The organism is Thalassolituus sp. ST750PaO-4 (assembly GCF_020320405.1).
Lineage (GTDB): Bacteria > Pseudomonadota > Gammaproteobacteria > Pseudomonadales > Oceanobacteraceae > Venatoribacter > Venatoribacter alkanivorans.
Genome location: NZ_JABVCB010000013.1, coordinates 770,400 through 790,364, shown reverse-complemented (window position 1 = coordinate 790,364; position 19,965 = coordinate 770,400). Strand labels below are relative to the sequence as shown.

Annotated in this window: 22 protein-coding genes and 1 tRNA gene; 11 read left to right on the top strand and 12 right to left on the bottom strand. The window is 52.5% G+C overall.

Annotated features, from left to right (window positions below; all coding sequences use genetic code 11):
- Positions 1 to 18 precede the first annotated feature (18 nt).
- The 5 genes from HUF18_RS19055 to HUF18_RS19035 all read right to left on the bottom strand — a co-directional run bounded on the left by HUF18_RS19055 (position 19) and on the right by HUF18_RS19035 (position 3,615).
- The gene (locus HUF18_RS19055; protein ID WP_145465835.1) at positions 19 to 810 is read right to left on the bottom strand and encodes a flagellar hook assembly protein FlgD; all 792 of its coding nucleotides are present in this window, start codon (positions 808 to 810) and stop codon (positions 19 to 21) included.
- A 10-nt stretch (positions 811 to 820) separates the two neighbouring features.
- A complete protein-coding gene (flgC, locus tag HUF18_RS19050) occupies positions 821 to 1,267 on the bottom strand; it encodes a flagellar basal body rod protein FlgC (RefSeq protein WP_145465836.1) in 447 nt (148 codons plus the stop codon).
- Between the two features lie 2 nt (positions 1,268 to 1,269).
- On the bottom strand, positions 1,270 to 1,668 hold the full coding sequence (flgB, locus tag HUF18_RS19045; RefSeq protein WP_225693472.1) for a flagellar basal body rod protein FlgB: 399 nt from the start codon (positions 1,666 to 1,668) through the stop codon (positions 1,270 to 1,272).
- A gap of 166 nt (positions 1,669 to 1,834) precedes the next feature.
- Entirely contained in the window at positions 1,835 to 2,671 is an 837-nt protein-coding gene (locus tag HUF18_RS19040) for a CheR family methyltransferase (protein ID WP_274704275.1), read from the bottom strand.
- Positions 2,672 to 2,688: 17 nt separating this feature from the next.
- Complete coding sequence (locus tag HUF18_RS19035; protein WP_145465840.1) at positions 2,689 to 3,615, bottom strand: chemotaxis protein CheV; 927 nt, start codon at positions 3,613 to 3,615, stop codon at positions 2,689 to 2,691.
- Between the two features lie 97 nt (positions 3,616 to 3,712).
- Between HUF18_RS19035 and flgA the strand changes: the two genes are divergently transcribed.
- From flgA to HUF18_RS19000, 7 genes are all read left to right on the top strand, one after another.
- Positions 3,713 to 4,423 carry a flagellar basal body P-ring formation chaperone FlgA gene (gene flgA / locus HUF18_RS19030; protein WP_225693470.1) on the top strand — a complete coding sequence of 237 codons (711 nt, stop codon included), beginning with the start codon at positions 3,713 to 3,715 and terminating at the stop codon, positions 4,421 to 4,423.
- A 63-nt stretch (positions 4,424 to 4,486) separates the two neighbouring features.
- Positions 4,487 to 4,813 carry a flagellar biosynthesis anti-sigma factor FlgM gene (gene flgM, locus HUF18_RS19025; protein WP_225693468.1) on the top strand — a complete coding sequence of 109 codons (327 nt, stop codon included), beginning with the start codon at positions 4,487 to 4,489 and terminating at the stop codon, positions 4,811 to 4,813.
- Positions 4,814 to 4,827: 14 nt separating this feature from the next.
- The gene (gene flgN / locus HUF18_RS19020) at positions 4,828 to 5,298 is read left to right on the top strand and encodes a flagellar export chaperone FlgN (RefSeq protein ID WP_225693466.1); all 471 of its coding nucleotides are present in this window, start codon (positions 4,828 to 4,830) and stop codon (positions 5,296 to 5,298) included.
- A 22-nt stretch (positions 5,299 to 5,320) separates the two neighbouring features.
- Entirely contained in the window at positions 5,321 to 6,061 is a 741-nt protein-coding gene (locus tag HUF18_RS19015; RefSeq protein ID WP_145465846.1) for a flagellar brake protein, read from the top strand.
- A gap of 46 nt (positions 6,062 to 6,107) precedes the next feature.
- Positions 6,108 to 6,183: transfer RNA gene (locus HUF18_RS19010), tRNA-Arg, on the top strand.
- Positions 6,184 to 6,419: 236 nt separating this feature from the next.
- Entirely contained in the window at positions 6,420 to 7,193 is a 774-nt protein-coding gene (locus tag HUF18_RS19005; protein ID WP_225693464.1) for a hypothetical protein, read from the top strand.
- On the top strand, positions 7,190 to 7,636 hold the full coding sequence (locus HUF18_RS19000) for a hypothetical protein (RefSeq protein WP_225693462.1): 447 nt from the start codon (positions 7,190 to 7,192) through the stop codon (positions 7,634 to 7,636). Before HUF18_RS19005 ends, HUF18_RS19000 begins: the two co-directional genes overlap by 4 nt.
- A gap of 37 nt (positions 7,637 to 7,673) precedes the next feature.
- Here the strand turns inward: HUF18_RS19000 and HUF18_RS18995 are convergent, their stop codons facing one another.
- The 3 genes from HUF18_RS18995 to HUF18_RS18985 are packed head-to-tail and all read right to left on the bottom strand — an operon-like array spanning position 7,674 to position 10,085.
- Entirely contained in the window at positions 7,674 to 8,147 is a 474-nt protein-coding gene (locus HUF18_RS18995; RefSeq protein ID WP_225693461.1) for a hypothetical protein, read from the bottom strand.
- Entirely contained in the window at positions 8,144 to 8,854 is a 711-nt protein-coding gene (locus tag HUF18_RS18990) for an OmpA/MotB family protein (RefSeq protein WP_145465853.1), read from the bottom strand. Before HUF18_RS18990 ends, HUF18_RS18995 begins: the two co-directional genes overlap by 4 nt.
- Positions 8,847 to 10,085, bottom strand: coding sequence for a hypothetical protein (locus tag HUF18_RS18985; protein WP_145465855.1), 1,239 nt, complete (start codon positions 10,083 to 10,085; stop codon positions 8,847 to 8,849). The genes HUF18_RS18990 and HUF18_RS18985 overlap by 8 nt, the downstream gene beginning before the upstream one ends.
- 146 nt (positions 10,086 to 10,231) lie before the next feature.
- Here HUF18_RS18985 and HUF18_RS18980 point away from each other — a divergent pair, with 146 nt between their 5' ends.
- The 3 genes from HUF18_RS18980 to HUF18_RS18970 are packed head-to-tail and all read left to right on the top strand — an operon-like array spanning position 10,232 to position 11,971.
- A complete protein-coding gene (locus HUF18_RS18980; protein ID WP_145465857.1) occupies positions 10,232 to 10,552 on the top strand; it encodes a YbjQ family protein in 321 nt (106 codons plus the stop codon).
- Positions 10,552 to 11,034 carry a YbjQ family protein gene (locus tag HUF18_RS18975; RefSeq protein ID WP_145465859.1) on the top strand — a complete coding sequence of 161 codons (483 nt, stop codon included), beginning with the start codon at positions 10,552 to 10,554 and terminating at the stop codon, positions 11,032 to 11,034. The genes HUF18_RS18980 and HUF18_RS18975 overlap by 1 nt, the downstream gene beginning before the upstream one ends.
- 1 nt (position 11,035) lies before the next feature.
- Positions 11,036 to 11,971 (top strand): M48 family metallopeptidase, encoded by a 936-nt coding sequence (locus HUF18_RS18970; protein ID WP_225693459.1) that lies wholly within the window; start codon positions 11,036 to 11,038, stop codon positions 11,969 to 11,971.
- 47 nt (positions 11,972 to 12,018) lie between these two features.
- Here the strand turns inward: HUF18_RS18970 and trxB are convergent, their stop codons facing one another.
- A complete protein-coding gene (gene trxB / locus HUF18_RS18965; protein ID WP_145465863.1) occupies positions 12,019 to 12,972 on the bottom strand; it encodes a thioredoxin-disulfide reductase in 954 nt (317 codons plus the stop codon).
- 481 nt (positions 12,973 to 13,453) lie between these two features.
- Here trxB and HUF18_RS18960 point away from each other — a divergent pair, with 481 nt between their 5' ends.
- Entirely contained in the window at positions 13,454 to 14,161 is a 708-nt protein-coding gene (locus tag HUF18_RS18960; protein ID WP_225693457.1) for a hypothetical protein, read from the top strand.
- A gap of 73 nt (positions 14,162 to 14,234) precedes the next feature.
- On the opposite strand, the gene HUF18_RS18955 is transcribed toward HUF18_RS18960, so the two are convergent.
- The 3 genes from HUF18_RS18955 to HUF18_RS18945 form a co-directional block, all read right to left on the bottom strand.
- Positions 14,235 to 15,911, bottom strand: a complete 1,677-nt coding sequence (locus tag HUF18_RS18955; RefSeq protein WP_225693455.1) for a hypothetical protein — start codon at positions 15,909 to 15,911, stop codon at positions 14,235 to 14,237.
- An 85-nt stretch (positions 15,912 to 15,996) separates the two neighbouring features.
- On the bottom strand, positions 15,997 to 17,544 hold the full coding sequence (locus HUF18_RS18950) for a hypothetical protein (protein ID WP_145465869.1): 1,548 nt from the start codon (positions 17,542 to 17,544) through the stop codon (positions 15,997 to 15,999).
- 274 nt (positions 17,545 to 17,818) lie between these two features.
- Positions 17,819 to 19,945: a TRAP transporter large permease subunit gene (locus HUF18_RS18945; RefSeq protein WP_145465871.1), complete on the bottom strand. Its 2,127-nt coding sequence runs from the start codon at positions 19,943 to 19,945 to the stop codon at positions 17,819 to 17,821.
- Positions 19,946 to 19,965: the final 20 nt, after the last annotated feature.

Here is a 19,965-nt window from a genome sequence, read left to right as displayed (position 1 = left end):
TCCGTTGCCCGTTCCGAACTACTCATCCAGAATCTGTTTAATCTGATCCAGCGAGGCACTGCGACCGCCCGCCAGATTCAGAGTGACCGTTCCACTGCCGCTCATGGTGACGCTGTCAACCCGTGAGCTCATCTGCATTCCTAACTCTTCTGATTTGCCACCCATAGTGCCGGTGACTTTGAATACGTACTCACCAGCCGGATAAGGCACAGGAATCTTGTTGCCTTCGGCATCGAGGACCAGCTCACCGTCTTCGTCTTTGTAATATTCCTGACGGTTAAGCTTATTCACATCGATGTCGATAATTTCGCCATCGACCATCATATTCAGACCGTCCCAGCGAACGGACATCGAGCCGGCGGTACGGTTACCCAGTGGAATCTGTTCCAGCAGAACGCCATTTTCGTCTTCGATGCTCAGTTGCAGATTGCTGGCACTTTCCGGCACCTCGGTGTAGCCACTGACCACCCCGCCACTGAGCAGCAGACCGGTTTCATTGCCTTCCACAATGACCGACTGGCCGACAAGGCTGGATGCCTGTAACGCCGAAGCCGAGTTAAAGCGCGACATCATGCTTTCACTGGTGGTATTGAGTTTGTCGATCCCTTCTACCGTGGAAAACTGTGCCAGCTGTGCCACAAAGGCCTGGTTATCGGTCGGTTCCAGCGGGTTCTGATTGTTCAGCTGAGCAACCATCAGCTCCAGAAACGCATCACGTCCCAGTTCGTTATCTTTTGGCTCCGCACTGTTGCTGGGCTTGCGGTACTGATCCAGCGCAGCAGTGTTATTACCGACTTCATTAATTGCCATAACCTGCTCCTTACTGTCCCAGAGTCAACGTACGTTGCAGCATCTGTTTTGCGGTCTTCAGCACCTCTACATTCATCTGATAGCTGCGCGATGAAGACATCATATCGGTCATTTCTTCAACGATGTTCACGTTCGGGTAGTACACATAACCATCTTCATTTGCCATTGGGTGATCCGGCTGAAAACGCTGCTGCAACGGCGCATCCTTCTCCACAATCCCCATCACCTGAACACCGGCTCCGGTACCATCTTCAATGCTTTGAAACTCGTTATTGGCATTCACTTCCATAAAAGTTTTATGCATCACCGCAAACCAGGGCTTACGTGCACGGTAGGTTTCATCGACCGAGCTGGATGCACTTTCTGCGTTGGCGATATTACTGGCGGTCGTGTTAATCCGGATCGACTGAGCATTCATGCCGGAACCGGCGATATCAAATACGTTGGATAACGACATAATTATTCTCCCCGGATCGCGCCTTTCATGCCTTTGAACTTGCCACTGAGAAATTCAAAGCTGGCGTTGTAATTCATGCTGTTACGGCCATACAGCGCCTGCTCCATCTGCGAGTCGACGGTGTTGCCATCAATGGAGGGCTGAATCGGATTGCGGTACAGCAATTCATCATCGCGCTGGCTGTGACCACTGAGATGACCGGAGTGAGTGCGCTCCAGCGCTACGCTGCTACGGGAGTTAATCTCTCCGGCCAGTACAGCCTGAAAATTGATGTCACGTGCTTTAAACCCCGGGGTGTCGGAGTTAGCCAGATTATTCGCCAGAATTTCTGCCCGCGCCGCGCGCAGCTGCAGTGCAGAAGGATGAACGCCGAGAGCGTTGGTGAAATTGATAGAGGCCATAATCTGATTCTCTTACGTGACTATGACTGGAAGATAGCAACCCCTGTGCCAAAAAAAATAATCCTTATTTTTCAATAGGTTGAAAATAAAAAGCCGCCCTTTAAGGCGGCAATGGAGCGGCAATTCAACGGCAACGGCAAACCTTTACCGACCGGCGGCAAACAGGCTATACACCTCCGATCTTCTTCGCCCGGTACACAATCCCCGGATGGCATTGCACCATTTCGAAATAATCGCTCAGGTTATTCATTGCCTCTGAAGCTCCCAGCATCAGGTAACCACCAGGATTCAGGCTGCCATGCATGCGTCTCAGAATGTCGTGCTTCAGATCGGCAGAAAAATAGATCAGTACGTTACGGCAGAAAATAATGTCGAATTTCCCCAGCAGAGAGAAACTCTGCTGCAGATTCTGGGCACGGAAATCCACCCGGCTGCGCACCTGGCTGTTAATACGCCAGCGATCTGAATCCACCTCATCGAAATACACTTTAAGATGCTGATCGTTCATACCACGGCGGATAGCCAATTGTTGATACACCCCCTCTTTAGCTGCAGCCAGAGAACTGGGGGAAATATCCGTTGCGGTAATACGCTCGCCAGTCATCAGCTGACCCGGATTCTTTTTTCTGAACTCTTCAATCTCAATACTGAGAGAATAAGGTTCCTGGCCGGTAGAACAGGCTGCCGACCAGATTTTCAGCGGACGCCGGTGTTGTGCCAGTTCTGGCAACAGCTTCTCACGAAAAATCCGGTAAGGGTGTTCGTCACGGAACCACAGGGTTTCGTTGGTGGTCATCGCATCGATAACACTTTCCTGCAGGCTGCGGTTGCGCTCCATAGCAACCAGCAGGTCTGAAATACTGGCAACCGATTCCCGTTCCATCATGCGCCGCAGACGACTGGTAACCAGATATTCTTTGCCTTCGCCCAGCATAATACCGCTGCTTTTTTCCAACATCTGACGGAAGCGGTTATATTCATCCACTGACATGTCTTTGGTCATAATTTCATCCACATAGCCTAACCGGCTGCATTCACTTGTCGTACTACCCGTTCAGCCAGAATGTCCGGATCAAACTTGGCAATAAAATCGTTGGCTCCCACTTTTTCCACCATCGCCTTGTTAAAGACACCACTGAGAGAAGAGTGCAGCACAATGAAGAATCCTGCCATACGGCTGTCACCACGCACACGCGTGGTCAGGGTATAACCGTCCATCTCCGGCATTTCGATGTCAGAAATCATCATCATGTAATGATCACTGATGTTTTCTCCGGCCTCGGCAATGGCATACAGATGCTCCCAGGCTTCACGCCCGTCATTCAGTGCAACCACTTCTACACCGACATTTTCCAAACAACGGCTTACCTGTTTACGGGCAATTTTAGAGTCATCAACAATCAGCACTTTTTTAGCTTTCGCTTTGGCATGAACATCCTCGCTGACCACCCCTTCACTGATCTGTTCATTAACCGGCGAAACTTCCGCCAGAATTTTTTCCACATCAATGATTTCGACCAACTGCTTATCCACTTCAGTAACCGCCGTCAGATAATGCTCACGACCGGTTCCCTTTGGTGGCGGATGAATATCTCCCCAGTTCATATTGATGATGCGTTCCACACCAGCCACCAGAAAGCCCTGAGTTTTCAGGTTGTATTCGGTAATGATGACGAAAGCATTTTTCAGATCCTGCAACGGCGTGTTCCCCGTTGCCATGCTCATATCCATGATCGGAATCGTGCCCGAACGGATATGCGCCACACCACGGACCACCGGGTTACTGCCCGGCAGAATTGTCAGTTTCGGGCATTGCAGCACTTCTTTAACCTTAAAGACGTTGATGCCATAAACCTGCCGTCCATTGACGCGAAACAGCAGCAGCTCAAGCCGGTTTTCACCAACCAGCTGCGTGCGCTGATTCACTGTGTCTAACACACCTGCCATAACAAGCTCCCAAAAAATCGATCCGGCATGACCTTTGCTGTACCTGCTGAACCCACAGATTTAACGCCAGATAAATGACATTCAGTATCACGTGTTTATGAGCATAGTAGAGAACCAGCGCCGCTGTCGGATATTTGCTGCAATTTTCCTTGCTGCAATTCCGCTGCTGTACGCACCGGCGCCCCAGGCTTCCGGTTGGCAACAGGATGTTGAACAACGCCTGCTTATTCGCTGGAAGGAAATCAGTGGTCATGAATCTGACAGTGCACTTTCCTTTCCGGGGCTGCCGGCAGACTACCAGCTTCCCGATTGCGAGGGAGGCTTCGATCTGGCTCTGGTCAAACCTCTGCAGGCCGGGCGCAACGGACTTGAACTCAGCTGTAATACGCCCTACTGGAAGCAGCATCTGGCCGTTCAGCTGCACATTTACAAAGCGGTTGCCGTACTACGGAAACCCGTCAGCGCCGGCCAGCCCCTGACCCCAGATGATATTTCCATGGTGCGCCATGACACCGGAGAACTGACCAAAGGCTATTACCTCCATCCGGAAGATGTTCAGGAGCAGATCAGCCGCCGCAGCCTGCGCGCCGGCACCGTACTCAGTCCGGACATGCTCGATCCTCCCGTCATCATAAACCGTGGCGAGAGGGTCAAAATCCGCGTCAACCGCCCGGGTATCCGCATTGAAATGAACGGTACCGCGCTGGAAAATGGCCGGCAGGACGAACGAATCCGGGTGCGTAATGAGCAGTCACAGAAAATCGTTTATGGCCGGGTGGCCGGACGGGGCTTAGTACAGGTCGAATAAAATTTCAAAAAATTGCTAAAGTTCCAACTATGGCCGCCGATAACACCTATGCAGGAGTGTAAAATGCCTAACTGGCTCGGAGATTTGTCTATGAATATCAATAAGTTAACCGGTGGTGTAGATAACAGTTCACGCACCCGTAACGAACCGGTAAATAAAGACCCGGCACCAACCGCCAAAGCGCAGGAAAGCGCAGTCTTCACCGATCAGGTCAAGCTGAGCGCCAGCAGCAAAAGCATTCAGCAGGTTGAAGCGGAAATCCGTGAAATGCCTGACGTCGATGACGCAACCGTAGAACGCATTCGCGGAGCCATCGAAAAAGGCGAATACAAGATCGACTATGAAAAGCTGGCAGGAAAAATGCTTGATTTTGAGGATCGTCTCAACTGAAGCAGTGAACTCCTATGAGCACAGACATCGCGCAATTCGCAGCTTTCCTGCAAACCGAGCTGGAATTAACCACGGGAATCCACGCGATTCTTGAACAGGAACGGGATGCTCTGGCCAACAACGACCTGCAAGGCCTGCAAACACTCCAGCAGGAAAAAACACTCTGCCTCCGCCAGTTACAGGATCACGCCGAACAACGCCTTCTATGGATGAAAGCATCGGGCCTGCCACAATCTGCGCAATGCCTTCAGCATCAGGATATTGCCGCTGCGGCAAACATCCGCCTCCTATGGTCCAACCTTGAGAACCAGTACAAACAGAACCAGAAGCTATCGGTTCAGCTCTCCGATATCGTCCTTCACGCCCGTCATCGCACCCTGCAAAAACTTAAAATCTTGCGTGGTCAGCAGAATGATCCACACTTATATAACGATAAAGGGAAAGCAAGCAGCCTGAAGCAGGGACAAGGGTACATTCAGGTCTGATCATGTCTGGGAACCAAGGGCAATGTCTGAGGAAAAAAATCAAGAATACCTGCTCGATGAACCGGAAGATATTTACGGAGCATTGCGCAAAATCGTCCTGATGGGCACACCGGTTAAAGTACGGATTGACGGCAGCGACGAAGAGTTCACCTCCGCCATTCCACAAACAGACTTTAAAAGCCGCAGCTTTTTCATGGACAAAGTCATTCCGCAACATGGCAATGATCTTATCCGGGCGGGAAAACGCTTTCATATAGAATGCGACAGTCAGGGTGTGCGTATTGAATTCCGCATGACCGGCCGGCTGAAGTACCAGCCCCAGAAAGAACAATACCGTGCGGAGTTTCCTGAACAGGTTCTGTATCTGCAGCGCCGTACTGCCTATCGCGTCGCCGTTCCACCTGCGCACAACATTTTGCTGAAAATTAAAATGAACGATGGTGAAGGCGATTTGCTCGGTCGTCTGCTTGATCTGTCATCAAGCGGCTTCAAAGCTCACTTCAGCGCTAATGTTAAAAAGCGCTTGGAAGAGCAACGTGATTTTCCTATCGCGCGGGTAAGATTTAACAAAGAAAACACCATGGACTGCAGCCTGGAAGCCCGCCATATCATCAATGATGACGAAGGCAATACTATCTGCGGCTTTGCCTTCACCATGATATCGGCCATGGCACAGCGCTACCTCGACCGCCTGATCACCGAATTTCAGTGGGAAGAGCGCCACCATAAAGACCTCGAAGAAGAATCTCTGGGTGACGTTTAACAACAAAGGCTGACAGCACCGCTGTCAGCCGTTAAAATGCCCGCCTCTCCCTATAGTTCAACCGGATAGAACGGATGCCTCCTAAGCGTCAGATTCAGGTTCAAGTCCTGATGGGGAGGCCACCAGGCCTGCGATTTTCAGCACCATAACGGCAAACAATCTGAGAACACCGGCGTCTGCCAAACCTTCTGATTAATAATTAATCAATTTTCTTGCATCCAGCCTCGCGTAAGGATCTCCTTTACTCATAATGAAAGATCCGCTGCTGAAGTTCCTCAGCCTCAGCATCTTGAATAAAGCGCCCATTTATTTTTTACTACTGACAAACTAAAAAGTATGCCCCAGCAGGAGTTCTTGTATGCGCAGTACCGGTTTGGCCGTCTTATCTATGTTTCTGTATTCGGCAACCTCTATGGCAGATTTACCTCACACATTTTCCGCGAATACTCCGGCCAGAGCTTCTGAAGTAAATGAAAACTTCGAATATCTTGCAGGGCAGATTTCTGATCTGAAATCCGGAGACACTAACCAGTCTGGTTTTCAGTGCTCAGATAATGCTATCGACATTCCTTATACTTACTCAAAAAAAACCGCACCGCTCGGAACATCATTCTACCTTGGTGATACCGAATACCGCTTAACCAAATACAAAGTTGTCGATCCTGTAAACGGTGATATTTATCACATCACCTACCCGTTTCAGGTAACAGAGAAAGATGATGGTAGTCGCTATGTTATGTTTTCTCCCGTGACCTTTATTCCCCTTGGGAGCAGCGACTATGTCTGCAATAACACCACTCTTTCCGGCTATCCCAGCGCCTACAATAAAAACGTTGGCTTCAATGTAATCCGCAGCAAACATTATTCAAACTTCGGTGAAGATAGTCCCTATGAATTCAGAAACCACTATGAAAAGGCAAACGTATCGTTTTCAGCGAATGTGGTTCTCGGAAACCGGATTATGTCGCTTGGTTTTATAAGCAATACGCTAAGACAGGCAAAGAAAGTCGTCAGTATAGGAGATTACGATTTTACTGATGATGACGTCAGCGTTAATTCGGACTTTTCTGAGGAAATTACGGAGCTGAGTAACCTTCTGGATCACATTATCATTGAGAAGGTCAGCCCATGAAACTGGCTTTTATTCTTGTTTTCTTTCTGACCTTAACCGCCTGCGGTGGTGCTGGCGGTTCCGGAGACAGTACACCGGAAGACAATATACCAACGGATACAGACAACGGATCAGATAATTCCTCAGGCAGTGATACCGGCGATGGATCAGATAATTCCTCAGGCGGCGATACCGGCGACGGATCAGATAACTCCCCAGGCGGTGATACCGGCGACGGATCAGATAACTCCTCAGGCGGTGATACCGGTGACGGATCGGATAATTCCTCAGGCGGTGATACCGGCGACGGATCAGATAACTCCTCAGGCGGTGATACCGGTGACGGATCGGATAATTCCTCAGGTGGCGATACCGGCGACGGATCAGACAATTCCTCAGGTGGCGACACCGACCAGACAGCAAGCTGGGATAAAGCCCGCTGGAATCAGTTTAACTGGCAGTAATCCGCAGAACAGCACGGCTTTCTGGCCGTGCCGGTTCTTATACCGGATAAAACGGATATTCCTGTTTAAACAGCTCCAGCGAGAATTGCTCCCTGATCTGTTCAGAAAACTCCGCACGCCGTAAGCGGCGTGCGTCCACGCCCTGATATTGCAGCACAGACAAACACTCAAGGCATACGCCTTCGGTCTTTTTAGCCGACAGCGCTCCGGTGCCAATCTGTAAACGATCCTGATGATGGCGCAACGCCTGCACTTTCTGACAATAGGCAAGATGATAATCCTGCTCATAAAAAAGCCAGACACGGGTGTTTTTAAAGGCCAGGGTTTTATCTTTTAGGATACGTAATGCCTGCCCTTCGGCAGTCAGCATGCCGTTATCGAGAGCTTCACGCTCGGCATAGGTCAGCTGACGGGCGGGATCGAATAATTCAAAGTTGCCCAAGGCATCGGTTCCCATGCGTTCACGCAAACGGTTAAAGCCTTCATCCTGAAAAAAGTCGGTAATCTTCACGGCAATACCCGATCCAGAATGGTGGCAATCCGCCCTTCTGCATCAGTGCGGACTTTAAACTCCACCCGTCGTGAGCGCTCGTCATTTTCCACACCGTTATCGTCGCGCACAACTTTGGCTGATGACAGGCCATTCGCTGTCAGGTGAGATTTAAGCCAGTCTTTATTGGCGCTGACATCCGGTAATTCGAGCACGAAACCCAGAGCAGAACGCGTACGCTTTTGTGATAAATCCATATTGCGGATATAGGCATCATCATCGCTCAGGGCACCGTACCAGGCGCTGGAGGTATGGCCCTCTATACGCACCTCAAGAATATCGTCACGGTATTTTTCACGGGTAATAATACCGATATAACGAGGAAAAAAGTCCGCCAGTATTGACTGAAATTCCGGCTTAAGATCAGCGGCACCTTTATCGAACAGCACTTCGGTATTGTTAAAACGGAAGGTCAGGTCTTTATCCAGCTCCGCTCCCCAACGCTGCATATCATCAGCAAATTCGCTTTTTAAATCTTCGTATAGCTGCACACGCAGATGATCGTACAGAATGGCGACGTCGCGTATTTTATCGCGTTCCTGTTCGACATTAATCATGAAGACAATGGAAATCAGCATAAACACCATCATCAGGCCAGCCATTAAATCGGAAACGGCAACCCAGTGCCCTTCCTGCTCTTTCAGCTGCTCCAGTTCATTTTCATTCATCGATCTGTTCTGCCATTTGCACCAGTCGTTGCAGTTTCTCAGTCAGTGGTGAGTAATCACTGACAAATTTTTCGGACAACGCGGTCAGCTGCATACCGAAGGATTTCAGGGCTTTATTCAGCTCCTCTTCCATACTCTCATCCAGCACCACCACCTGACGTTCAACCCGCTCGCCGATACGCTGTAGTTGCTGCAGACTTTGCTGCTGCTGATCCTGTAAACGCTGGCCACTGTCGGTCAGATTCTGTTGCAGTTGCTGCTCAATGCTCTGCTGCATTTTACCCAGTTCATCAACCGCCCAGCGCTGCTGCATCTGCACGGCATCGGCCATTCCCTGAGTTAATGCAACAATACGGTCTTCAAGCTTCGGTAAACCATCGGCGGCGTGATTAACCAGATCGGCCAGACTGCCAAGCTGTGACTGAAGATTCGCGCGCTGGGCCTCCAGGCCGTTCAGCAGATCCTGCAACGACTCAGAAATACCATTGAACGCATTGGCATGTTTCACCATATATTCGAACGCCTGACTGGCTTCCTGCATAGAACCCGAGGTGCGCTCCTGCTCGGTAATCAGGGTATTTAACTGGTCTTTGTAATTCTGTTGCCACTCAAGCATGGCAATAACCGACTGGTTCAGGCGTTTGAAGTTATCGCCATACTGCTCATTAATTTTGGTATTGAATTCACGCATTACGGCTTCAATCGCATTAACCAATGCTTTAGCGTTGGCTTCTGCCATGCGTTCCTGATAACTGTCGAGGGCACCAATCACCTGATTCATACGCTCCAGAGTCTGCAGATGCTGACGCTGTAATAAATGCTGCAAACCGTTTTCCTGCTCCGGATTCATCTGGTCGGCAATATGCTTCAGTGAAGCATCCAGATCGTCGATGGTTGCCACCCGGGTCTGATTGACTTCACGCCGTCCGGTCTGTGCCAGAGCAGCGCGGATTTTCAGTGTCAGAGCACCCAGCAACCCCACAATGGATGACCAGAACGCGGTTTTCAGACCGTCCATCAGCTTCGGTACACTGCCCTGAATATCAGTCGTATCAAAATGCCATAAGCCAAGAGCCACACCGAGGAACGTGCCGAAAATACCAATACTGGTCAGAATATTGGGGGCAATTTCAGCGGTGCGGTTGGAATAACGGTAAAAGTGGAAGAACAGGGACAGCGCCGCTATTGCGATCATCAGCCCCAGTGTCCATCCGGAAAACTGCTCCATCATGAGTATCTGCTCTCTGGCCAGAGTGAGGTTTATTCCCAACAAGTCTAGTTCATGTTGGTTGTTTTGCTTCCCGGCTATAAAAACCGCCATATTCCCTTTTTCTGCCCCACAGGGCTTAATAAGGCGACCAAACACAAGGAGCCAGTATGCTGATCAGTAATATGGAAGTCGTCCCCGGTAAAAAAATCGCCACCCATCTCGGACTGGTGCAGGGCAGCACCGTGCGTGCCAAGCATGCAGGCCGTGACATTATGGCAGGGCTGAAAAACATCTTTGGTGGTGAACTCAAAGGCTACACCGAGCTGTTATCCGAATCCCGCGATGAAGCTCTGCAGCGTCTGAGCGAACAGGCCCGCGCTCTGGGCGCCAATGCGGTAGTCAATGTGCGCTTTTCTACCTCATCCATCGCCGCCGGAGCATCCGAAATCTTCGTCTACGGTACGGCGGTGATTCTGGAGGATCGCTGATGGGTCAGCTGATTGTCTTTCTGACGCTGCTGGCGCTGGGCTATGGCTTTGGCCGGCTGGCAGAATCACGTCATTACCGCAGCATTATTGCCCGCGAAGACGCCCTGCGCAGTCTGCTGGTACTACCAGACCGCATGCCACCCATTCAGTTTCAGAACCATGCCAGCACGCTGGTCACCGGCTCAGTGGTTATTTCGGTGGATTACTTTAAAACCGTTGCTGCAGGCTTACGTGGTTTATTTGGTGGCCGTGTGGGCGCCTATGAAAGCCTGCTGGATCGCGCCCGCCGCGAAGCCATTCTGCGCATGCAGGAAGAAGCGCAGAGCCTGGGAGCTGAGGCGGTGTTTAACCTCAAGTTCGAAACCAGCCGCATCGGCCAGAATGCCGGACAGGGGTTAGGGTCAGTAGAGGTACTGGCATACGGAACGGCTCTTATTCCAACACCGGTTTCTGCTTCTGCTGCGTCGGCAGTGGCACGCTGAGATGAGCGTCCCTCCCTTACACAACCATGCGCCCAGGCGGGGCTCGCCCCTGCCACAGGGCAACCCCAAACTGCCCGAACAGATCAATAACCGTAACGAACATCCGCTCAAAGACTTTCTGCTGCTGGCCGGCGCACTGCTGGTTTTGATGTTCGTGCTGACCCTGCTGCTGGGCTGGAGTGCCCAGTGGCTGGGGCCTAAGATTCCTTATTCCTGGGAAAGCCGCTGGTTCTCCTCCGCCCCGGAAGCCGTATCCGGCGCACTGCAGCCCACCACTCAGGACGCGCACGCTGCAGATACAGAACGCCAGCAGGCACTTCAGCAATTGCTGGACAACCTGCTCAGCCAACAAAGCTCGCCATTAAAGGTGCGGCTGCACTGGTTAGCGGATGAAGACACACCCAACGCCTTTGCCACACTCGGTGGCCATATATTCGTGACCCGTGGCCTGTTAACTCAGGTGTCGTCGGAAAATGCTCTGGCCATGGTGCTGGCCCATGAATATGCCCACGTGGAGCAGCGTCACCCAATGACTCTGGCGCTGGAACAACTGGCAATCACTCTGCTTGGCAGCGTCATCGGTGGTGAAGGGGCTGCCAGTATGATCGGCCAGCACACCAGTCTGCTGACGCTGTTAAGTTTCAGCCGGGATATGGAGCGCAGCGCCGATCAGCGCGCACTTGAAATACTGCAAAGCCATTATGGCCACAGTAGCGGAGCCGATGAGTTCTTCCGTAATATGCTCGCAGAACACGATGGAAGCCGCTGGGCGCTGATGTTCCAGACCCACCCATTAACCAGCGAACGCCTGCAACAGATCAGTCAGGCCGGTTCAGCCGCCGTGCCTGTAACTACCAGCCAGCTGACGCCACTACCGGCTCTGCTGCAACTGAATGGCGGAGCAGGTAGTAAAGAAGCTCAGATTCCGCAGCCATAAAAAAGCCCGGCCAGAGCCGGGCTTTTTTATTCGGTCAGAAACCAGGATTACTTCAGGTTATCCAGGTAACGCTCAGCATCCAGTGCGGCCATACAGCCGGTACCGGCCGAGGTAATGGCCTGACGGTAGATGTGGTCGGACACGTCACCGGCGGCAAACACACCTTCAACACTGGTTTGGGTTGCATTGCCGTTAGAACCGCTCTGCACTACCAGGTAGCCGTCTTTCATTTCCAGCTGGCCTGCGAAAATGCCGGTGTTTGGTGAGTGGCCAATAGCCACGAAGATACCTTCGAGCTCAATATTCTGGGTCTCACCGGTTTCACGGTTTTTGATGCGCATACCGGTTACGCCCATATCGTCACCCAGCACTTCGTCCAGCTCACTGTTCCAGTGAATCGTCACGTTACCGTTAGCCGCTTTTTCCATCAGTTTATCGGCCAGGATTTTCTCAGAGCGGAAGCCTTCACGACGGTGAATCACCACTACCTCAGAAGCGATGTTCGACAGGTACAGCGCTTCTTCCACGGCGGTGTTACCACCACCAATCACGGCGACGCGTTTTTTGCGGTAGAAGAAACCATCACAGGTCGCACAGGCAGAAACACCTTTACCTTTAAAGGCTTCTTCACTTTCCAGACCCAGATACTTGGCGCTGGCGCCGGTAGCAATGATCAATGCATCGCAGGTGTATTCACCGCTGTCGCCTTTCAGGCGGAAAGGACGCTGCTGCACATCAACTTCGCTGATCTGATCGAACACAATTTCAGTTTCAAAGCGCTCAGCATGGGCTTTCATACGCTCCATCAATTCTGGCCCCTGAACGCCCATGGCGTCACCCGGCCAGTTATCCACTTCGGTGGTGGTGGTCAGCTGACCACCCATCTGCATGCCGGTGATGATCACCGGATTCAGGTTGGCGCGCGCGGCATAAACCGCAGCGGTGTAACCGGCAGGACCGGAACCCAGAATCAATAACTTAACGTGGCGTGCTGCGCTCATGCTGATGCGTCTCCAATGTCAGAATTCGGTGTCAATGGCGGCCATTATAGGGAGCAATGCCGCCGGGATAAATCGATGGACGATTTAAATGCCCGATAATGCCCGATACAGAGTGTTTATCCGGCAACAACAGCCTGCCGTTTACGGACCAGCCACGACAATTGCCCGCAGAGTAGCGGTAAAAAGCCCAGGGGGTAAATTAATATTGTCAATCTGCTCATCCATCCTGCCTATCACCGGGTTCCAGACCAGCAGCCCTGACATTCCTGTCTATACTCGCAGTAAGGGGAAAATATCCAGTCCCCGGCAACGTTCAGTTACAAATTGGCCTGCTTTTGTATTTCCTTTTAATTTCAATGAGTTAAAGAGGCCAGATGACAAATAAACGGTTTCCGTCAAAGTCCTTTTGTTGTTCCCTTTGCGCCACTGGGGCAGCATAACCGGACACGGAATAACAAGAACCCATAAAAGGTCGGCTAGCATGCAAAAGCGGCAAGAAATACAACAGCGCTCACGTCTGGGCACCCTGCTCATTCATAAAGGACTGATCACCCGCCAACAACTGGACGAAGCACTCACACTGCAGGCCCAAAGCGGCATGCGCCTTGGTGAAGTACTGGTTAACAACGGTTGGTTAACCGAACGTCAGCTCAGCAAAGCACTGAAGAAACAATCCCGTTATCGTCTGATTGCCGCCATCAGTGCCGTCCTGCTTGGCCCTATTCAGCCATTTATGGCCAACGCCAATGCCGCAACAGATAACAGCGCCATTGCAGAGCAGCAGATTACCGAGCGCAGTGGCATGCAGATGATGTCCGACAGCGCAATGTCTGATATTACCGCTCAGGGCGCAATGACCAACTATGAACGCCTGCTGGATATCGTAAACAGTGATCTCGACAGCAATGATGCAGCCATTACCACGCTGGAAAGCCTGGCGTCATCATTGATTCCCGGCACCAACCTGCTGGATGCTGAAATGGAAGTGTCCGGTGTTGAATACGAACCCGGTCCACGTACCACCATCAATGCCGACGGTTCGCTGGAAGTACAGATGCCGACCACCATCAAGCAGATTGCCTTCCGCAACGTAAGAGTCGCTGGCTCTGAGGGTCAGCATATGGGCGATGTGATTATCCGCGATATCAGCTTTGGTGCCGGTACCAGCGTCAAAATTCAGCTGCGATGAATTACTGCTGCATTAGTGCACAGAAAAATAAAAACGCCGTATACACGGCGTTTTTTTATGCCTGTTATCTGCATTACTGAGCAAGAAAGCGCTGAATTAACATCGCCTTATCGACATCGGCGCTGTCGCTGGCGATCTGATCCAGCTGACCACGTTGTATCTGACTGAGTTTACTCACATCCATATTGGCCAGAATAGCCTGACTCACCAGGTTGGAGGTTTCCCCCTGCAGGTGTTCCAGCAACAGCGGATAATGCTGCGGATTACGGCTCAGGGTCATCCCGGCGGCATAACGCTCACGACTCGACGATGAGCCCAGGTGAGCAATGATTTCAGGCTCCAGATTGGTCAGTCCGGCGTTATTGGCCGCCATAATGGCTGAGGCTGCCTGCGGGCCGTCCAGACGCTCACTTAACAGCTGTGTCAGTTGTTGCTCCTGACTGCTGTTATCGCTGCCCTGCCGTTCGAGCTGACGCACCATGCTGCCCATGCTGATCAGGGCATTAGCCTGAACGTTAACGCTTTCCTGAGTATTGCGCGCCAGTGAATCCAGTGCGGAATACGCCCGCGGCGTAACCTGTCCTGAGGCAGACAGGGCCACCATCAGGCGTACTTTCTGCATATCCACCGCTTCACCGGCGCCCTGTGGCAAGGTCTGCAATACGTCGAGCATAAAGTCCTCAGCCTCCGGCCGACCACTGATGCCGAGCGCAAAAATCAGATCACGCCCGGCCTCATCACTGAGTTCCATCCCCTGACCCTGCAGAGCGTCGGCCAGTTCATAAGGCGAGAGGTTATCCAGCAGATATTCCGCGGCACGGATCAGGCGGGCGGTATTACGTTCTTTGGCAAAACCGGCAAACACTGCCCACATATCAGCGGCAGAATTCACCGGTGAAGCAAAATCGGCGGTACTTACCTGACGCATCTGCCAGCGCTGTGCAGCATTGGCACCGGCATTAAAGGTGTAACGGCTCAGATCGGCATACGGCGGAATAGCTTCAGCCTGAATACGGAACTCGATATAGCCCTGCTGCCCCGCCACCTGCAGCGCCTGACGCTCGGTGGATGTCAGCTGCTGCGGCAGACAACCACCATCGCTGACAATACGCCAGTCGCTGCGGTTAGCGGCAAAATCCCGGCTGAGCAGCGATAAATCGCTATCCGCGCGGAACACCGCCCGTTCACTGCCTGCGCCTGTCTGGCGGTAACGGTATAAGCGCTGCAGCGAGTCATAGGCATAACGGTAGGTTTCGCCTTCATGACCGACAGACAGTCCTTTCAGCAGCTGGCTGATCACCGCCAGCGGGTGCTGCTCCATCAGTCCCAGATCATTAAACGCCACAAACACCGCCCCCCGGGCACTTTGTACGCGGCTGAGATAGGGCAGATCCGGCAAGGTCGCCGCGCCATCGCCTTCATCAACCCGGATATCCGTGGCCACTGCGCGCACAAGATCACCATTTGCCTGCTGCAGCTGAGTGCGGAAACTCACATTAGAGGCATACACCTGCTGACCATTCAGGCGCGACAGCACCTCAACCCGCACCCGGTACGCAGCTTTCAGTGGCTGACCCGCCGCACATTGCAGTGGCTGTGCAGTCTGGCTCTCATCAAGATCGGCCGCATTGACAAAGGCCGGTGGTTTGGTCGGCAGGGTCTGCAGATAAAGATAAAAGCCTGCTCCGCTCAGCATCAGCAAAGCCAGCAGTGACAACAGAATTCGTAGCAACCAACGCATGATGATCATGGGCTCCGTTTTTGAGCAGTCTGTCTGTAAAAGCAAAAGGCCCTTCACAGGAAGGGCCTCGGGTTTACCGTTCAGGCAGCGTTACTCAGAAACTGAGCGGACGGCTGGCCTCTTTATCGAACAGCGTTTTGTCTTCGTGGTAACCGTCCCACTGCACATCGGCATTATCACCGAACGCATTGGTTTCGATACCGAAGACACGCAGGAAAGTATCCACATAACCACGGCCGGAAGACAGCAGGCTGTGCAGGGATTCCTGCTTGTACATTTCATAGCCTTCAGCACCGTTACGCATACCTTCTTCCAGCTGATAAGGCATCGCCAGTTCCAGAACCCAGACTTTGAATTCTGCGCCCAGCTGCAGCAGATCCGGAATAAAACTCAGAATACTGGTCACGCGCAGATAAGCTTCCGCCGACAGCCACAGATCCATGCCCGGAGTCACCGCCAGCGCGGTGCTGTTGGCATGCTGTTTACCATCGATAATCAGCGGAGGCATGCTGCGGTCAACCACAGAGGTCAGGGTCGCATCGGTGCTCATGGTGCTGCCCACAGTGCCGTACACACGGAACGGGATCAGCTCATAAACAGAGACGCTCATAATACCCAGATCCACACCGGCCATATTGTGCAGCACACTGTCGAACATGCGGGTGCTGGCTTTTACCGTTACGCTGGGTTTGAAATTCAGAGAGGCTTTGGCCACTACGCCATCGTCTTCACAACCGGCCTGAGCCGAGAAATCCAGTACAACGGTCTGTGCCAGACTCGGTACGAACCAGGCGCCGCTGCTCACCGAATCCGAAATCGCGTTGAGGATCGCATCACCGGTCGCATCCACTGCCAGACCGCCAATGTTTACCGGATCAGGTACTGGCAGACCGAAGGCACCTTCAACTGCTTCCAGGCCGCAGACAATCGGCGCAAAAGACATATCGGTCTTCAGCTGTGGCTGCTGACCTTCCGGCACCACAATGCCGCTTTCGCCCAGATTGGCCAGAACATCAGCCTGCTGTTCAGCGGCCTGCTGGCGGATACGCTCGGCACTGTCGTTATTGGCAAAACGGCCAAAGCACAGCGGGCCAACCCCGGTAAAGGTATCGGCACAAGGCTCGTAGCACAGACCAGCCTCATTCACGGAACCCGGCGCACACTGCATAGCGATGCGAGGCTGAATCCAGGATTGTTTGGCACGGGTTTCCGGCCACCATTTCCACTGGGTACACAGGGCACCACCATCCGACCAGCCTTCCGGGCACTGTTCCCAGCACACGCCGGCAACAGAATCAAAGCCCGCCGGGCATTGCTCAGCACACAGACCGGCATTGGCGTCGTAACCGGCCGGACAGGTATTGGGGATGGTACCGACACCACGGTTGTAGCTCCATTCAAAGAAGCTTGCCTGTACATCGGCAACGGTGGTGTTGATAGCCGCTTCAACCGCGCCAAACACATCGGCAGTTACCGACAGAAACTGGTTTCCGTCACTGCTCTGTCCGGTCACAGTCTGAATATTCATGGGGAATTGCACACCGGCATCGGCATCAGCCGCCAGTGTCATCGTTTCGGTCGCCGCCTGAACAGTCATAGCCGTCAGGAACAGCGGAGCCAGCAAACAGCGGATCCATTTCATTGTTATAGTCCTCAGGTGAGAGCGCCTGAGATTAGACAATACTGGAACCATAGTACAGCGTGAAAAGTGAACGATTCGCGCCGATGTGGTACTCAATTGCCAACTGGCCTGAAGAGCCACCTGAAGCGCAGAATCAGATGACAAAAGCGCGACTGACAGATGAATTTTTCATGGCTGTTTACAGCCGGATTACCTGACCAGCGCAGACACAGGAGGATAAAAAACGGGAGCTGCTGCTCCCGTTTTTCTGTTCTTGATTATTTAAAACTCACCCTCAGTCGTAACCAATAGCCAGCGGTACAAAGGCAACAATAGCCAGCGCAATAGCCATGGTGGTCAGCGGCAGAAGAATACGCTCATGGCGATACCAGAAGCTCATACCGGCGCTTTCTTCTTTCGCCAGGCGAACCTCTTCTTCGCCAACCACCTGCCGGGTAAGCAGATGGTTAAGCGCCACCGGCGGACTGAGATACCCCAGCTCAAAGGCCACCAGCGTTACCATCCAGAAATGCACCGGATCAATGCCGCTGTCATAAGCGATAGTGGCAATGGTGGCGCTGACCAGAATCACCGCACCGTATGGGTCCATGACCATACCAATCACCACCAGAATCGCGACCAGCAAGGCCATTGCCAGCCAGATCGAATCGAAGGTTGTGGGCACCATGCTCATCAGTTCGGCACGTTCGACCACACCACCGATGCTCACCGACAAGCCCATCAGCATCAGTAACGCACCAATGTGACCGGTGGTTTCAGTGGTGGCTTCACGGATGGTTTTTTCGATGGAATCGTTACCGCGGCGCAGATCACTCCAGGATTGCTCCAGACGGTTTTCAACGTAATCAATATTCAGGTTTTCACGTTTCAGTGCGGCTTTTTCCTGCCCCAGACGCTCATACACCAGAATCACCAGCAGCAGCACCGGCAGAATAAAAGGCGCAGAAAACTCATCCAGATACGCATTCAGAGCCACGGCATAAATCGCCAGCGTAATACCGATGATAAATACATAAGGAATCAGCGGCTTCAGTGCCCGTAAAAACTCAGGGAAAACATTGTCCGGTGTTTCCAGACGCATCGGACCCTGGCGTGTTGCCAGTGCCATCAGGGCAAACAACAGCGTGGTCAGGAAGAAGACTTTAACGCCCCAGCCAAACAGCTGATCGGTGGTTACTTCATTATTCAGTGCAGCGATGATCACCACCAGCAGACAAGGACGCAGAACCACACCCAGCGAGCCCGACATCGCCGTGGCTGCCAGTGACAGCTGACGACGCGCGCCGGCGCGGCGCATCTCGTTATAAATCAGACCGCCAACGGCGATTACAAAAATACCCGAGGCGCCGGTATAAGCGGTTGGAATAGCCGCCACCGCAACCACCGCAACCGCCAGCATTTCCGGTGGCAGTTTGAACGGACGGAACAGATTAAACACCACCTGAGCAAGTTCAGTACGCTTCAGCAGCATACCGATCCACACATACAGCCCCACATTCAGGAACAGCTGTGACAGTTCCATCATCTGGTTCAGGTAGATACCAATACCGGCACTGTGCCCCGCCGAAATAAAGTACACCCCGGAAATAATGCACATGGTGGCATACAGTGGTACAGCCAGCTGTGCCTTCAGGAAGCTGCCGCCGGGCTTGGCATCTTTTGGAATAAACAGAAACTGATAGAGACTCAGCAGCAGAATAAAGGCAAAACCGATAATCCACAGATGATGCAGAATACTGTGCTGGGTGGTGACTTCCACACCGGCAGAGAACGCGACTTCACGGAAGCTGTAGACCGAATAAAACAGAATTGCACTGGCCAGCAGCTGAGCACCGGAAGCAACGCGGTAATCCATCACCGTTTCCATCGGACGCAGCGCAATATGATGGCGGCGGAATAACGCGGTCAGGCCGCAGATAAGCACCAGTACCGCCAGCATAATACGCTGGGCACTTAAGCCGAATTCGCCGAATTCGGCCACGCTTAACTCAATAGCACGGAATACACGGACGGCCGGTGTTACCCGGTCAACGGTGCTTTCATAAAGGGCATGTTTTTGCTGGCACTGTTCCTGCGCGGCCAATAACGACTGACGCATAACGGCAGGATCGGCCGGCTCTTCTTCAAATAAATCCCACTCATCATCCTGCTGAGCATTGGCTTCTGCCACCAGACGCGCTAACTGCGCATCAATATCCATGGTCGGGTTACAGGAAGGCTGTACCGGGTCGGTGCGCAGCTGGAAATAACCATCCCAGACACCCTCACCCAATTGCAGCAACTGAGCATGCAATGCGTGACTGCTGTTGAGGATGACAACAAATACCAGCACCAGAAATGCGGGTAGAGCGGCGAGCCATTCGTACGCCGTGCGGTTGCCTACACGTACTGTCTGCTCCATGGAAGAATACCTCTGAAAAT